At 50.3% G+C, this 14,388-nt stretch carries 16 protein-coding genes; all 16 read right to left on the minus strand.

All coding sequences use genetic code 11. The annotated features are described in order from the left end of the window. Positions 1-34: 34 nt before the first annotated feature. Positions 35-1,330, minus strand: a complete 1,296-nt coding sequence (locus U9P07_05100; GenBank protein ID MEA2108780.1) for an MFS transporter — start codon at positions 1,328-1,330, stop codon at positions 35-37. Positions 1,331-1,346: 16 nt separating this feature from the next. Further along, the gene (locus U9P07_05105) at positions 1,347-1,748 is read right to left on the minus strand and encodes a secondary thiamine-phosphate synthase enzyme YjbQ (protein ID MEA2108781.1); all 402 of its coding nucleotides are present in this window, start codon (positions 1,746-1,748) and stop codon (positions 1,347-1,349) included. A gap of 17 nt (positions 1,749-1,765) precedes the next feature. After that, on the minus strand, positions 1,766-1,996 hold the full coding sequence (locus U9P07_05110) for a hypothetical protein (GenBank protein ID MEA2108782.1): 231 nt from the start codon (positions 1,994-1,996) through the stop codon (positions 1,766-1,768). A 197-nt stretch (positions 1,997-2,193) separates the two neighbouring features. Beyond that, positions 2,194-2,625: a flavodoxin domain-containing protein gene (locus tag U9P07_05115; GenBank protein ID MEA2108783.1), complete on the minus strand. Its 432-nt coding sequence runs from the start codon at positions 2,623-2,625 to the stop codon at positions 2,194-2,196. Between the two features lie 26 nt (positions 2,626-2,651). After that, on the minus strand, positions 2,652-2,816 hold the full coding sequence (locus U9P07_05120) for a rubredoxin (GenBank protein ID MEA2108784.1): 165 nt from the start codon (positions 2,814-2,816) through the stop codon (positions 2,652-2,654). 54 nt (positions 2,817-2,870) lie between these two features. Continuing rightward, a complete protein-coding gene (locus tag U9P07_05125; GenBank protein ID MEA2108785.1) occupies positions 2,871-3,152 on the minus strand; it encodes a hypothetical protein in 282 nt (93 codons plus the stop codon). 1 nt (position 3,153) lies between these two features. Further along, positions 3,154-3,642, minus strand: a complete 489-nt coding sequence (locus tag U9P07_05130) for a ferritin family protein (GenBank protein ID MEA2108786.1) — start codon at positions 3,640-3,642, stop codon at positions 3,154-3,156. Positions 3,643-4,059: 417 nt separating this feature from the next. Then, positions 4,060-4,968 (minus strand): dihydrodipicolinate synthase family protein, encoded by a 909-nt coding sequence (locus U9P07_05135; protein MEA2108787.1) that lies wholly within the window; start codon positions 4,966-4,968, stop codon positions 4,060-4,062. Between the two features lie 23 nt (positions 4,969-4,991). Next, on the minus strand, positions 4,992-6,101 hold the full coding sequence (locus U9P07_05140) for an alanine--glyoxylate aminotransferase family protein (protein ID MEA2108788.1): 1,110 nt from the start codon (positions 6,099-6,101) through the stop codon (positions 4,992-4,994). A gap of 178 nt (positions 6,102-6,279) precedes the next feature. Beyond that, positions 6,280-7,767 carry a SagB family peptide dehydrogenase gene (locus U9P07_05145; GenBank protein MEA2108789.1) on the minus strand — a complete coding sequence of 496 codons (1,488 nt, stop codon included), beginning with the start codon at positions 7,765-7,767 and terminating at the stop codon, positions 6,280-6,282. 280 nt (positions 7,768-8,047) lie between these two features. After that, positions 8,048-8,920, minus strand: coding sequence for a thiamine pyrophosphate-dependent enzyme (locus U9P07_05150; protein MEA2108790.1), 873 nt, complete (start codon positions 8,918-8,920; stop codon positions 8,048-8,050). Further along, positions 8,917-10,593 carry a 2-oxoacid:acceptor oxidoreductase subunit alpha gene (locus U9P07_05155; protein ID MEA2108791.1) on the minus strand — a complete coding sequence of 559 codons (1,677 nt, stop codon included), beginning with the start codon at positions 10,591-10,593 and terminating at the stop codon, positions 8,917-8,919. The genes U9P07_05150 and U9P07_05155 overlap by 4 nt, the downstream gene beginning before the upstream one ends. 33 nt (positions 10,594-10,626) lie before the next feature. After that, a complete protein-coding gene (locus tag U9P07_05160) occupies positions 10,627-11,055 on the minus strand; it encodes a DUF4079 domain-containing protein (protein ID MEA2108792.1) in 429 nt (142 codons plus the stop codon). Between the two features lie 71 nt (positions 11,056-11,126). Next, a complete protein-coding gene (locus U9P07_05165) occupies positions 11,127-11,603 on the minus strand; it encodes a cytochrome P460 family protein (GenBank protein MEA2108793.1) in 477 nt (158 codons plus the stop codon). A gap of 145 nt (positions 11,604-11,748) precedes the next feature. Continuing rightward, positions 11,749-12,576 carry a DUF3786 domain-containing protein gene (locus U9P07_05170; protein MEA2108794.1) on the minus strand — a complete coding sequence of 276 codons (828 nt, stop codon included), beginning with the start codon at positions 12,574-12,576 and terminating at the stop codon, positions 11,749-11,751. 57 nt (positions 12,577-12,633) lie between these two features. Continuing rightward, positions 12,634-14,388: thioredoxin domain-containing protein (locus U9P07_05175; protein ID MEA2108795.1), on the minus strand; the 1,755-nt coding region annotated here is incomplete at its 5' end.

Below are 14,388 nucleotides of genomic sequence, written 5' to 3' on the forward strand. Positions count from 1 at the left end.
TGGCCCGGGATATACCCTCTGGATAGCTATAAGTTTATCGTGATTGACAGGTTTCCTTCATCAGGAATGTACAAAGCAGACAGACAAGAGAGGAAATGGCCAGGATCAGCAGCAGCTTGGTATAGGCCTCCAGAGTATAGCCACCGGCTGCGGTTTTGGGGTAGGCATCCAGCACTTTTCCCAGCAAGGGCATAAAAACGGCACCGCCCAGAAAGGGAAAAAGATTGACCGTCCCCACCGACGTGCCGGTAATGGCAGCCGGGAAAAGCTCTTTGGTGGTGGTAAAACCAATGACCACAACTGCCGATGAGCAGAAGGAAAAAAGGAAAAATATCACGTAGAGTGCCACTCGGGACAGACCGACCGGATAAATGAAGAGAATGAAGAATTCAACCGTTAAAACGATCATGCAGGCCATCATCACCTTTTTCCGGCTGTGAAGAACCCGCTCCGAAAGAACGCCCAACAGGGGGCTGCCAAAAATCATTCCCCAGGCAATCATGCTGAGAATGGCCCCGGCTTCTGCCCGGCTCAAGCCATAAACATGCATCAGGTAAGGCCCACTCCACAAGGCGCCGAAACCAAAAAAGATACCACAGTCAAAGAAAAACCAGATGGCTACCGGCCAGAAATATTTCTCAGTTACCACCTGCTTGGCACCTTCCAGCAGGCCTATCTTCTCCGTCACCGGAGGCTTCCCCTCTCCCTGGTGATCAATTTCTGCCAGGGATGGCCAGCCGCGATCTTCTGGCCGGTCCCTAACAATCAGCCAGATCAGTAGAACCAGCAGAAAAGTAAGTGCCCCGATAAGTTCAAAAGACAGCCGCCAGCCAAAATGTCTGGTCATCAGGGCGAGAAGCCAGGTGGCCGCCATCACCCCAAGACCACCAACAGCATTAAGAATCCCGGCCATAAGGGCAAATTCACGGGTCCTGAACCATTGGGAGAGAATTTTCATCGTGGGAATAAAAACCATAGAGACCCCAAAACCCACCATGACCCGGCCAATAAAAGCCATTTTGATATTCGGAGCAAAGCCGAACAGGAGGCTGCCAACTGCAGCCAGCAGCAAAAAGGAGGTAATGGTTTTACGCGGGCCCAGGGAGTCGGAAAGTAAGCCGGCGGGAAGCTGCATAACCGCGTAACAGTAAAAATAAACCGACCCCAACAGGCCCATAACTCCAGCACTGGCATGGAAATCCTGCATCAAGTCATTGGCGACCACAGACAGGGAAAGGCGGTGAAAATAAACAAAAAAATAGGCCAGCGCCAGAACCAGAAAAATCAACCAGCGAAAAGAAAGAACCCTTTTTCCCAAGGGCATAACCATATTTTCCCCCTTAAATTCAGTCAGACATTATTTTGACGTAACAGCTTCTTTTCCGGGGTCCGTCAAACTCGGCAAAATAGACATCCTGCCAGGTTCCCAACACCAACCGGCCGTCCTGGACCAGCAAGGTTTCGGAAAAACCCAGCAGGCCGGCTTTCAAATGGGCGTCTGAATTACCTTCAAGATGGTGATAATCATCTTTTTGAGGAATCAGGCTGGCAAGTTTGGTCAGGATATCCCGTTTGACACTGGGGTCAGCATTTTCATTAATGGTTACCGCGGCGGTAGTATGGGGCACAAACACCAGACAAAGACCATCATGGACCCCTGATTTATTCAGGTCAGCTGAAATAATCCCGGTTATATCCAATAATTCGTTTCGTGATTGAGTCTGAATATCATGGTGATATAAAGGCATACTCTTCCCCACTGATGTCAGAACATGGTCAGTTGCAGATAATAAATTCTTATCTTAACTTTCTGAGTTGTTATAAAAAAGCTGAAAGAAATTTCCAGGGATGTTCCGGCATGGCTCTCGCTCATTCTCGCCGGGGGGCCATGGGCGGTTGTGGGGCGCGCTAAAGCAATGTCCCCGGGCGTCCGCCGCGAATCACCATCGCGGTGATTCGTTCGGCGGCCAAAACCGCTATGACCAAGCCCGAACATCTGGTAATGGTTTCCTGGCAATGCAAGATCAGAAAGTTGAGTAATAAATTCTTATGTCGTTCGCACAGAAATGTCAAGCAGGCGCTGCAGGGGGAAACTCCTGCCAGCATAAAAAAGCGGACGATAACAGCTTGTCAGCCACCATCGTCCGCTTGCATGCTGGTTTAAATTACTTGTATCCGGAATGGGAACAGAAATTACAACGCGGCCTCAATCTGCTTGGCAAACGGCTCAACCGTAGCTTTCACCTTGGCCATCACCGGCGTCTGTTTGAGTTTCAACCCATCAACAACCAAGTTCATCTTGAAGAGATTTTTCATCGTATCTTCCAAAATCCCCAAAGATTCGCCGCTCCAACCGAAGGATGAAAAGGCCGCTCCCGGTTTGCCTTCAAGTTTGGCATCCGCAACCTTGAACAAAAAGGTTTTCATCGGCCCTATCAGGTCTTTGTGATAGGTGGGGCCGCCAAACATGAGAAAATCAGCCGCTTCCAGGTCGTCGACGGTCACCTTCACCGGCTTGACCACCGTTACCTGATGACCGCTCGCCGTCAACATCTGGGCCACGACATCTGCTATCCGCTTGGTACCGCCACGCAGAGAATCATAAACGATCAGCACGTTGGCCATGATTAAAATTCCTTATTCACTCGCGGTTAGTCTTCCATCGGACTGAAGCTGTCTTTATCCGCTCCACACAAGGGGCAAGCCCAGTCATCGGCAAGATCAGCAAATTTCGTCCCGGCATCAACACCATTGTCAGGGTCACCCACTTCCGGATCATAGATATAGCCGCATACTTCACATACATACTTTTCCATTTTCCTCTCCTTGTTTTTTACTTATTTATCACCAGTTAAACACCGGCAGAAATTCTATTTAACAGCTTTCACTGCCAGGTGCTGCTTCAAATAATTCAGGACCATAAGCTGGTCAACTTTGGATAACTCTCCTTCGGCATACTCAGCCATCCGGGCGACAATCTCCTGCCATTCGCTTACTGGACGACGAGGTTCCAGAATAATGTCCACCTCATGACAGGCCGTGCATTTTTTATCCAGAATCGTTTTCTCCTGGGCCAGGGCAGGAAATACCGGCAACAATCCGGAGACTAAAATTTCTGCCACAATCAGGAAAACAAAAATTCTTGCTGTCATTTTAAACATCCCAGGTCCACATCCCCTTATTATTGATGTCATAAAACTGATCTTGAAGAATCCTGGCATGATCCGCCTCTTCACCGGCCAGACGATTAAACATGGCCACCCCTTGAGGATCATCGACCTGAGCTGCCAATTTTTTATAAGCTTCACCGGCATTTTTCTCATTCTTTATGGCCAAGGTCAGGATCTCGGAAACCTCTGTTTTTTCATCAGCAGATACCTCTAAAATTGCCCCCTCAAGAGGAATAGGTTTAAAGGACGTCCCGCCATAGGAAATAAAGCAGCCTTCGCCAGATAAACTTTTTTTCAGTTCAGCCAGGATGTCATAATGACCCTGTTCAAACTCGCTCAACTGCAGAAACATCTGTTTACCTTTGGCTCCCCTGACTTTTTTTGCGGCATCGGCATAAAATCGGCTGGCCGTCCGCTCGGCATCCATAGCCAAATCAATAGCATCCATCACTGTCTTGTTGCACTCTACCATGACCTAACTCCTTCCACTCTCCATTATTGACTTGAACAGCTGCAACCACAACCGGCTGAATCTGACTCTTCCTTTTTCAGAAAAGAACCCGCTTCACTACATTCAGGGCATTTCCGGGGTTTACAACGACCTTCTTTTTCATAACCACACTTTTCACATTTCCATACTGCCATTTTACCCTCCTGTATAAAATCTAGGTTGTTTATCCAGCGCCAAAATCTCCATTTTTCCCAGTCCGACGGCAAAAATATATTTACCATATCTGTTAGATTATAAACATAACCTTTTTAGTTTTATTTTGCAAGCTTTTTTTACATCCTTTCAAACAAGCTGAGAAAATACTGTTTTTCACGAATAAATACAAGCGACAAACAATAGCAGGAAAAAAGTTACCATGGTTGGCGGACCAGCCGACAATTACATGACCGGTTTCTCAGGCATCAAACCAGCTGCCAACATAATATCATAGAGAACCAGACGATCCTTGTTGGCCAAAGGCATCAGTGGCGGCCGTGGATCACCACCATAATATCCGAGCATATCCATGGCCGCTTTAAGCCCGGAAACCCCATAAGTGGCGGTTATCCCTTTATTAAGGGATAAAAATTTAAGTTGCAACTTTCTGGCATCATCATAATTCCCCTGGCGGACCAAGCGGTGAATATCAACACAGGCCTGAGGGGACACATTGGCCAAGGCAAGAATCCCCCCACGACAGCCAAGGGAAATGGCCGCAAAAAGTGCCGATGCCGTGCCCACCAGCACGTTAAAATCGTCAGAAGTTCCATCAAGGTAGGCACCCAGTTGGGCGACATTGCCGGAACTTTCTTTAATCCCGATAATGTTCGGATGCCGGGAAAGACGGATCACTGTATCCGGATTAAGACTCAAATGCGTAAATTTTTCCACATTATACAATAAAATGGGAATAGGTGACTGATCCGCCAAATCTTCATAGTGGCGAATCAAAACCTCCGGAGTCATCTGTCCACCATAGTAACAGGGGGTTACCACCAGAGCGGCCTGAGCACCATGGTCAGCACAGGCCTTGGTTAAACGGATTGTCTCTCCGGTTGACTCGCAGCCGGTACCGGCAAGAATGACCGCATCTTTCGGCGCCGAAACCGCAACCGTCTCAACCACCTTCAGCTTTTCAGCTTCAGAAAGATAAACACATTCGCCGTTGGAACCCAGGGCCAATAGTCCTTTAATGCCGGATTGACACCAGCGTTCAACATTTGCCACCAGTTTTCCGTGGGCTACCCGATCATTTTCAAAGGGAGTGGCAATGGGAGGAATGATGCCGTCAAAATCAAGCAATCCCATAAATAATACACCTCATAATAACGTTAAAGGATCTCCCTGAGAGCATCAAGCAAACGCTCCACATTTTCCGGCCTGGCCGTGTGCCCCATCAAACCGATGCGCCAAATCTGACCGGCAAGCGGCCCCAGCCCGGCACCAATTTCAATCTTATAATCGGCAAGCAGACGGCGGCGCACAGAAGCTTCATCCGCTCCTTCAGGGATTTTTACCGCATTCAGCATGGGCAAACGGCAAGTTTCCTCCACCAGCATTTCCAAATCCAAGGATTTCAGACCTGCCACCAACATTTCATGCGTTTCCCGGTGACGGCGATATACCGCTTCCGGGCCTTCCTGAAAAATAAGATAGAGAGCCTGATAAAGTCCATAAAGCATATTCACCGGCGCTGTATGGTGATAAGCCCGGCTTTTCCCCTCCCAATACTTGACAATCAAGCTCAAATCCAGATACCAGTTAGGCACCTTGGTCTTTCGATTCATTAACACATCCACCGCCCTGGGGGAAAGAGAGACCGGAGCCAGTCCTGGAGGACAGGAAAGACATTTCTGGCTGCCGCTGTACAGGGCGTCAATGCTCCATTTATCCATGGAAACTTCCATCCCGCCGAGACTGGTAACCGCATCAACCAAATAAAGAGCGTCCAAGCCGGACAGCAGCGCCCCGATTTCCTGGACAGGATTAAAAACCCCGGTTGAAGTTTCCGCGTGAACCACGGCAACCAGCTTATAGTTTTTTGCTTCAAGCTGTTTCTGAACGGACTCCACAAGTACCGGAGTGCCCCATTCAAACTCCAAGACATCCACTGCCGCCCCCAGCCGGGAGGCTACCTCCGCCATACGGACGCCAAAGACCCCATTTTTCAGGACCAGAACTGCATCACCAGGCTCCACCAGGTTCACAAAAGCACATTCCATCCCGGCCGACCCGGTACCAGAAATGGGAATGGTGAGGGAATTTTTAGTCTGCAGCAGTGTCTGCAGCTGAGCTTTAATCCCATCCATAATTTTAATGAAATAGGGGTCGAGATGGCCCAGCGTTTTCCTGCTCAGGGCTTCATAGACCTCCTCACTGACACAGGAAGGACCAGGTCCCATGAGTAAAACTTCTTCGATTCCATTTAAAAGGTTTTCCATCTCTGTATACTCCCTGGATTGCAGGTTGAAAAAAACAGCAGCTCACTGGTAAGAATTTCTTTCCTAATACTATCATCAAAGAAAGTCAAAAAAAATTCCTGATGCTACTTGTTCAGGAAGTAGAGTCCAGGTTTTTTCAATCATTTCTATGGTTTACAGTGCCCGGTTTTGGCACAAATTATTTTTTAACCTGGCCCACGGCCAGCAGATAAAGCAGACTGTCCTGATCCGGCATCCCGATAAGCTCGATCGCCTCCCGATCATAAAAAGCACCGATGCCGCAGCACCCCAACCCCAAAGCCGTGGCCCCCAGGTAAAGACGCTGTCCCAGGCGACCGGCAGCCAGCATGACCTCACGATACCCCCGGGCCCCGGCACAGTTTTCAATCTCCTTTAGATCGGCAAAAAGGAGGATATGGACAGCCGCCTGTGCCAGCCAGCGCTGGTCCAGGCAGACATGGGACATATGGCCAAGAAAATTTCCCGCAGTCGCCAACGCCAGAGATCGGGAATCCGATTTTACCGCGTAAAAACCCGGCTCCATTTCAGCAACGTTGCCCACCAGCAGGCCGGAGGACAACCCTTTGTCAGCGAGAGAACATGATTCAAACCCCTCGTTCAGCAATGAAATCATGGCGCTCAAAGAGGCTACCGACATGGGTTTACGGGAGATAAAATTGCGCTTTGAGCGCCGCCGGAGCAAAACCTCAGGATAACGGTACACTTCGTTTGCCGGCATCGGGGCAGGAATAGACTTCCAGGCATTTTCATCAAACAACCCATACCGGAGCCAATCGCCGACCCGGCACTCCTGGCGGGGCATAACCGGCGTCGAGGCCTGATGGATATCCCTGACAGCAGCATACATCTCTTCCCGGGCTGCAACCTGACTGCTGCGGGGCAACTCGCCAGCTGATGCCAATGGCCCAACTGTTTTCACACCCGCAGGATTTCTGAGGGGAACCTTCACCAGGGCCAGACAGCCTTCCCGCAAGGGATCAACCCCCAACATTTCATTAATCCGGAGGTCATCAAAATCGATATTCACCTCATAAACAGAAGAAAAAGACCTCAGGGCAAGGAGCAGGTTTTCCAGCAAATGCCCGCTATCCAGGAGATGATAACGGTACGCCCGGTCCCGATATTTCCAGGCACTGCGAAAAAAGATGGAGCTGATCAAAAATGTCAGTACGGGCTTACTGGAAACTGTGTCGCCGCCCACTTCCGGCAGCGGATTTCCAGACCTGATCAGAACCAGCGCCGGTTTGCTGATATCATAATGGTAAATTCCGGCAGCTAAGCCGGCAACACCAGGACAGGCAACATACAGTTCAGAGGGATACAGGGCTCCGGCTGAAGCAATGCTGCGAAACCAGATTTCACCGTTGGCATGCTGAGCCCGGCCAGTCAGCATTTGCGTCAGCAACAATAATTGTCCCAGAACTTCAAGGGAAAGGGAAAGATTTTGCGCCTGATTTCCCTGCTGCTGCAACAGCTCGAAGAATGATGACGGCTCTAATTTCACCTCTAAAGGGATATCCAGCACCTTTTTGCCGGGATATTTTTTATAGACTGCCGGTTCATGTTCCCAGTCAAGGGCATGGGGGGTCATCTTCAAACGCTCATAACTACTGAGCTGCTGGTATGCAAGAGCTGAATATTTCATAGGCTATCCACTACCGGGAACAAAAAAGTTTTCGCCTATCAGCGGTCGGCCGGCGACGGTTTTTTTATAAATACTTACTCAACTTTCTGACTAGTGTTGCCAGGAGACATTATCAGGATATTCGGGCTTGGTTCACAGCCTGTCTGCCGACAGGCAGGCGGCATTGACCACCGAACGAATCACCACGACGGTGATTCGCGGCGGGCACCTCACAGCTACACACGATGCGCAGCGAGAATGAGCGAGAGCCATGCCGGAATATCCTTAAAGGTAAACTATTTCAAGCTGTTTTTTCATAACTCAGAAAGTTGACATACTTGCTTAATGCTTCAATTTTAACCCGCCTTTGGGAAAGAGGAGTTTGGTCATTCTGATACGCCACGATATTTTCCTCAAAGGTTTTCTTTTGATACCGATAAAATATCCCCAGGGGAAAGGGAAAGGATTCCAGAGCTTTCTGCAGTGCTGCCCCCCGCTGTGTCGGATCGTGATCTTTCATCCAGTAGGTGTTTTCTTCGTACCAGTCATAGGTGTTGACTTTATTGAAAGAAACACAGGGTTGAAAGATATCAATAAAAGAAAATCCCCGGTGCAGTATCGCCTGGCGCAAAATTGCTTTAGTTTTATCCGCCTGGCCACTGTAACCCCGGGCCACGAATGAGGCATTCGAAGCAATGGCCAGAGCAAGGGGATTCAAAGGTTCCTCAAAAACCCCTTCCGGCTGAGCCGGGGTTTTCATGCCGATCATGGTGGTCGGCGACGCCTGGCCTTTGGTCAAGCCATAGACCTGGTTGTTGTGAACCAGCAGGGTTATATCGGCATTGCGCCGCAGGCCATGGAGAAAATGATTGCCTCCCTCCGCGTACATGTCACCATCCCCACCCTCGGCAATAACCGTTAATGCAGGGTTGGCAATCTTAACCCCGGTGGCAATGGGAATAGCCCGACCATGAAGGGTATGGAAGCCATTCGCCTGGATATAGTGGGGCATCTTGGCAGCCTGACCGATACCGCTGATCAGGGCCACGTTAGCGGGATCCAGCCCTAAATCAGCCAACACTGCCATCAGCATATTCCTGATGGCAAAGTTACCGCATCCCGGGCACCAGGAAATATCTTTTGATCCAGGTCTGGTTGAAACGAATGTATTCATAGTGCCTCCAATTTCTCTACAATGTCTTCCACATAAAAGTGTCGTCCATTGTACTTGAGCATCGATTCAAAACGATTCCCGGGAAAGAGCTGCTGCAGCAGGGCGGCAAACTGGCCGGTCATATTTTCCTCGACGACAATAATTCTATCCGCTTTTTGAAAATAGCTGTCAAGATCGGCAGGCAAAGGCCATAACTGGCTGAAATGGAGCAATCCCAGATCGTCACGACCGCTGACATCCACCGCCTCACGCACGGTAGAATATGTTGATCCCCAACAAATCAAAAGGATTTTGTATTCCTCATGACCGCCAAATCCTGGTGCCAGGCTTTCTCCTGCCAGTGCCTCCATCTTTTTCATTCTTTTTTCCGGCATCCGCTGACTGAGTTGCTCGTCCTCGGTCGTGTCACCAAATTCATCATGTTCGTTGCCGTTGGCAATGACGACCCCATTACCATGACCGGGAATTCCGCGGGGGGAAACACCGCTGCTCGTCAATTCGTATCGCCGGTAATCACTCTCGGTTTTCACCACATGATAAGTGGTTTCAATGCCGTCAGCCTTCAACCGGGGAAGGCAGGTATAGGAATCAACAAAAAACTGGTCGGTAAGAATAAAAACAGGAAGCTGGTACTTGTCCGCCAGATTAAAAGCTTTGCGCGTCAGGTAAAAGGCCTCTGCCAGGGTTCCGGGAGCGAAAATAACCCGGGGGAATTCCCCATGACCGGCATGGAGAACAAGATTCAGATCGCCCTGCATAGTTCTGGTCGGCAATCCCGTTGCCGGTCCGGGGCGCTGGGCCAGGTGCAAGACCATCGGTGTTTCCGACATCCCCGCCAGGCTGATAGACTCTTCCATCAGGGCAAATCCACCTCCCGAGGTGGTTACCAGGGCCCTGGCGCCGGCATACCAGGCGCCGATTGACGCCCCGGCGGCAGCAATTTCATCCTCGAACTGTTCCACCACCAGGCCGAAGTCACCGGCCCGCTGGGCCAAATAAATCGCGACACCGGTAGCCGGTGACATGGGATAAAAGGAAAGAAAGTTGCAGCCGCCGGCCACGGCCCCCAAAGCGACGGCCTGGGAACCGTTCATCAGGGAATACTCACCAGCATCCGACCACCGCTCAACCTCCAGGCCGTCTATGATTTTTCCCTGGGCGTAGCCGGCCTGCAAAGCTGCCTGGTTGGCGGCAACCCGTGCTTCTCCCTGAGCATCGAATAACAGTGTGTTTTTTTCTGCCAGCAGGCTGAAATCAAGCCTGAGGAAACCGGCAATCAAGCCGGAAACCACCATATTTAACGGCATGGGCTCGGCACCTGGAGATTTTGATTCCAAAACATAGCGCCGGTTTTTATGCCATTTTTCCCTCCATTTATCCAGGACAGTTGCAGGTCCAATGAGGATGGTGGCCAAAGTCAATCGATTTTCAGCCCAGGCGAAGGCTTCATCACTGAGGGCAATAAAGACATCACTTTTCTGGCGGTAACCACTCTTCTCCTGTCCTGCCACCCGGATGGTAACAAGATTGACGCCGCCCCGAATGCGCGACATAATATCCTTGGCGGCAAACAGGTGGAATCCAGCTTCTTTCAATACCGGCAGCATCAGGGTTTCCAGGGTATTCAATCCCTGCCCGGCAGCGCCGCCAATGACCAGATTAATATCCATCATAATAAATCCTCAGCATCTTATTCTCATTACCCACTACCACCCAAGCACATAAATCCAGACAATTCCCAGCCCGTAAAAAATCTGGGCAACTGCCAGCAGAACCAGCAACAGGTTATTCAAACCATGGATAAACGGCAGCACCAGTCGACGTTTTTTATAGCGGTCCAGATAAATGCCACTGACCAGACCAATAATGATCAGCGGTACCATCAACACCGCTATTCTGGCATGCATACCAGTAATAAAAAATGCATGCCAGGTATAACGAACCATGACAAAACCACCAACCAGGCCAAGGAACCAGATAGCAAGAACCACTTCTCCCAGGCGGACATGGTGTTTCCAGGCAAATGGCTGCCGCCGGTGCAAATGCTGGGTTGTAAAGCGAGCAATCCCCAAGCGCAAAACATAAAAAGAGAGGATGATGGCCGCCATCTGCAGCAGCGGATGAAACCAGAGCATAGCGATATCCCTACAAAACATCAGGATAACCGGGGACAGAATAAAATTCTGTCCCCGGTCAGAAGAACTCTTTACTTAAACTCATGCAACAGGATAAAATCATTACGTTCCCGGGCCGCGTGACAACCAATGCATCCCCGGGGTTTCCCGGCCTTGTCCACCTTACCCGTGGGGGAATATTTCACCCAGAACCAGTCTCCAGCTGCCGGGTTATAGCCTTCCACCTTAACCATCACCGTAATCGCCTTCAGCTCCTTCTTCTTATTAAAATTGTCTTTGACGATTATGGTGCCATAGGATACCGGCGGTTTTGCCGATGACAACCCGGTCTTATTGACAAAAACCTGGTGCAAGATACCATGGGGTGAACGACCCTGCTGAACCCCCTTATGATCCGGCCAATTCTGCCACTGATGATAAGGAGATGTTTTAGTAATGTACGTCCAGATGGACGCCGGATCAGCCGAGGGCATCTCCGCCAGACAGATCCCGACGCCAAACAGTAAAACCATTGACATAAGTGCTACAATACCAAGTTTCTTTTTCATGATCTGCCTCCTTAATAACGGTTGAATGTTTAGTGCCTTACAGGTTATTTTCTTGTTTTTCAAGCAAGAAAATAACCTGATAAGAGCACTTATTTGCGGGCGCACCAATTAAATTTTTGGTTGCGGGCCTCAAGCCCGCATTAGCTCACAAACGCTCCCTCATCTCCAGCAGGCGCTGGGCCGTTTTTTCGCCCAGGAAAACCAGGGATTCAATGTCCAGATAACAAAGCACCGTGGCATCAAAGAGAATTTTAACTTTTGCCGGAAAGCCATCCTCCCGATCTTCATCCCAGAAATACAACAAAAAAGGAATCTTTGGCAGGGGATGAAAAACGGCATGAAACTCAGCATTAGTTTCCTTTGGCGGTGAAAACAATCCCAATCGCCGAAGAACCATTTTCAGTTCTTCCAGCCGGCCGGTAAAAGCCGCCGCAATTTTATCTTCACATCCTTCTTCAAAGGCCTTTTTTTTAGCCAGGGCCCCCGGCAACTCACCCATGGCCACCCAGTTTTCCTGCAGCGGCTCCCGGCAGGCCTGGGCAATATAATTATACAGCAGCACGTGCTCCCAGACATCGTGTTGGCCACCATCAAGGGGATCAACCTCATCCTTGGTCACCGCGTACCGGCGTCCCAGGAGCAGAATCACCAGGAATTCCTTTCCCTCACGCAGGATAAATTCCGCCCCCAGGAAAGGAGCCAGCTCCTGCAGATCATAATCCTGGATTTTGCTGACCACATGCTTTTTGGCGCTGACAAAATGTTCCGGAAATGCCGTTATCCCTCCGGCTTCCTGTTCTCTCAGGACATCCTCCACCCGGGCCAGTTTTTGGGGATCAAAATACGGACAGGTTGCCGGCGCCACCCCTTCCCGCAACACATGGGTGGCAAAGGCCATACAGGTGAGGTAACCACAATCTCCACAGTTGGTCCGTGGCAGCATTTTCAACAGTTCTAAAATCTGCAGAGCCATAGCAGCTCCCAGCTGTTCTGGTGAACAGGTTCAGCTAAAAAGAGAAAAAGTGAGATCCTAATGCTCCAATGCCCGCCGCAATTCATCCGTATCCGTAATTGCCGCCTGGCAGGCAAACTGTTCACACAAGTAAGCTCTTGTCTGCCCGTTTCCCGCCGGCAGAGTTTGCAAAAAGGGAATCAGTCTGGCCAGGTCATCTTTCTGCTTCCCTGATGGGCAGAATATGGTTACCAGCGTCGGCTGAAACTGACTTTGAGCAATATCCAGCATCTCTTTAGCTACTGGATCATCGCCAGAACCGGCAATCACCAATTCCTTCCCGGGCCCCAGCAGAAAATCCAAAGCAGAGAGAAGATGGGTACAGGCTTCAGGATGCGTTTTCGCTCCAGACAGGCCGGCGTTAACTGCCCGATCACCTCGTTCTTCAAGTTCCGGATTGCCGGTCAGGCGACCAAGATACAAAAGGATATAGGCCGCCACTGAATTACCGGCCGGGATGGCGCCGTCCACCTGTTCAACCGGGCGAACAAGAAGCTGCTCTGTGTCGCTGGCGGTAAAAAAGAATCGACCGCCGGACTCATCCCAGAACAGTTCATTCATCCTGCCGGTCAACTTCAGGGCTTCTTCAAGCCAACGGGACTCATGGGTGGCATTAAACAATTCGGTCAACCCCCAAACCAGGAAGGCATAATCGTCCAGACAGCCATGGTGACCAGCCTCTCCCTGGCGGAATCGACGCCATAAACCACCATCCGGTCGTTGAAGCCGGGCAAGGAGAAAATCAGCAGCCTGAACTGCCCGCCGGATAAACTCCGGCTGGTTAAAAGCCCGACCGGCTTTAGCCAGGGCGGCAATCATCAGACCATTCCAAGAGGTGATAATTTTATCATCTTTCAAGGGATGTACCCGCTGATCACGGATACCAAGCAAAATCTTGCGGGCTTTTTCCAGCTGCGATTTTACGTCTTCCTCTGACCGCTGTTCAGCCTCGGCAAACACTGCCAGACTGGTGGTCAGGTGAGGAATACTGGTTCCTTTTTCAAAATTTCCCGCCGCGGTAATATTAAAATAACGGCAGAACAAATCACCGGTTTCCACCCCAAGATGTTCTTTGATTTCCGTCGAGGTCCAGACATAAAAACGTCCTTCCTCCCCTTCGCTGTCGGCATCTTCGGCAGCATAAAAAGCCCCTTCCGGGGCAGTCATAGATCCAGCCAGGTAATCGACTATTTCATTTACGTCCTGGGAATAAAAGGTTTTGCCGGTCAATTGCCAGGCTTCCGTATAGACCATGAGCAGCATTGCCTGGTCATAAAGCATCTTTTCGAAATGGGGAACCAGCCATTTTTCATCAACACTGTAGCGGTGGAAGCCAAAACCAAGCTGGTCAAACATGCCCCCTTTACGCATGCCTTCAAGAGTTTTTTCCACCATTTCAAGGGCCTGGCGGTCACCGCCGCGCCGATACCAGCGGAGCAGGAAGGTCAAATTATGGACAGTGGGAAATTTGGGAGAAAAGCCAAAACCACCATGCCGGCGGTCATAGCTTTCCTGCAGCTGCTGAAAAGCTTTTTCCAGCAGCATGGTATCAGCAGTCTCAAACGGAGACGATTGTACCTTCATCCCCTGCAGCAGACTGGTCACCTGGTCCCCAGCCTGCAACAGCTTCTGCCGATCATCCCGCCAGAGACGCCCCAGATGATGTAGCAGGTCAACAAAACCCGGCATCCCCATCCGACTGTGACGGGGGAAATAGGTTCCGGCAAAAAACGGTTTTCCTTCGGCGGTCATAAAAACAGACAGGGGCCAGCC

The sequence above is a fragment of the Pseudomonadota bacterium genome (assembly GCA_034660915.1).
GTDB lineage: Bacteria > Desulfobacterota > Anaeroferrophillalia > Anaeroferrophillales > Anaeroferrophillaceae > DQWO01.

What these genes read in the sequence shown, in the direction of transcription:
- U9P07_05100 (MEA2108780.1), bottom strand. Translation starts at nt 1,330, where the DNA reads ATGGTTATGCCCTTGGGAAAAAGGGTTCTTTCTTTTCGCTGGTTGATT.
- U9P07_05105 (MEA2108781.1), bottom strand. Translation starts at nt 1,748, where the DNA reads ATGCCTTTATATCACCATGATATTCAGACTCAATCACGAAACGAATTA.
- U9P07_05110 (MEA2108782.1), bottom strand. Translation starts at nt 1,996, where the DNA reads ATGTTCGGGCTTGGTCATAGCGGTTTTGGCCGCCGAACGAATCACCGC.
- U9P07_05115 (MEA2108783.1), bottom strand. Translation starts at nt 2,625, where the DNA reads ATGGCCAACGTGCTGATCGTTTATGATTCTCTGCGTGGCGGTACCAAG.
- U9P07_05120 (MEA2108784.1), bottom strand. Translation starts at nt 2,816, where the DNA reads ATGGAAAAGTATGTATGTGAAGTATGCGGCTATATCTATGATCCGGAA.
- U9P07_05125 (MEA2108785.1), bottom strand. Translation starts at nt 3,152, where the DNA reads ATGACAGCAAGAATTTTTGTTTTCCTGATTGTGGCAGAAATTTTAGTC.
- U9P07_05130 (MEA2108786.1), bottom strand. Translation starts at nt 3,642, where the DNA reads ATGGTAGAGTGCAACAAGACAGTGATGGATGCTATTGATTTGGCTATG.
- U9P07_05135 (MEA2108787.1), bottom strand. Translation starts at nt 4,968, where the DNA reads ATGGGATTGCTTGATTTTGACGGCATCATTCCTCCCATTGCCACTCCC.
- U9P07_05140 (MEA2108788.1), bottom strand. Translation starts at nt 6,101, where the DNA reads ATGGAAAACCTTTTAAATGGAATCGAAGAAGTTTTACTCATGGGACCT.
- U9P07_05145 (MEA2108789.1), bottom strand. Translation starts at nt 7,767, where the DNA reads ATGAAATATTCAGCTCTTGCATACCAGCAGCTCAGTAGTTATGAGCGT.
- U9P07_05150 (MEA2108790.1), bottom strand. Translation starts at nt 8,920, where the DNA reads ATGAATACATTCGTTTCAACCAGACCTGGATCAAAAGATATTTCCTGG.
- U9P07_05155 (MEA2108791.1), bottom strand. Translation starts at nt 10,593, where the DNA reads ATGATGGATATTAATCTGGTCATTGGCGGCGCTGCCGGGCAGGGATTG.
- U9P07_05160 (MEA2108792.1), bottom strand. Translation starts at nt 11,055, where the DNA reads ATGCTCTGGTTTCATCCGCTGCTGCAGATGGCGGCCATCATCCTCTCT.
- U9P07_05165 (MEA2108793.1), bottom strand. Translation starts at nt 11,603, where the DNA reads ATGAAAAAGAAACTTGGTATTGTAGCACTTATGTCAATGGTTTTACTG.
- U9P07_05170 (MEA2108794.1), bottom strand. Translation starts at nt 12,576, where the DNA reads ATGGCTCTGCAGATTTTAGAACTGTTGAAAATGCTGCCACGGACCAAC.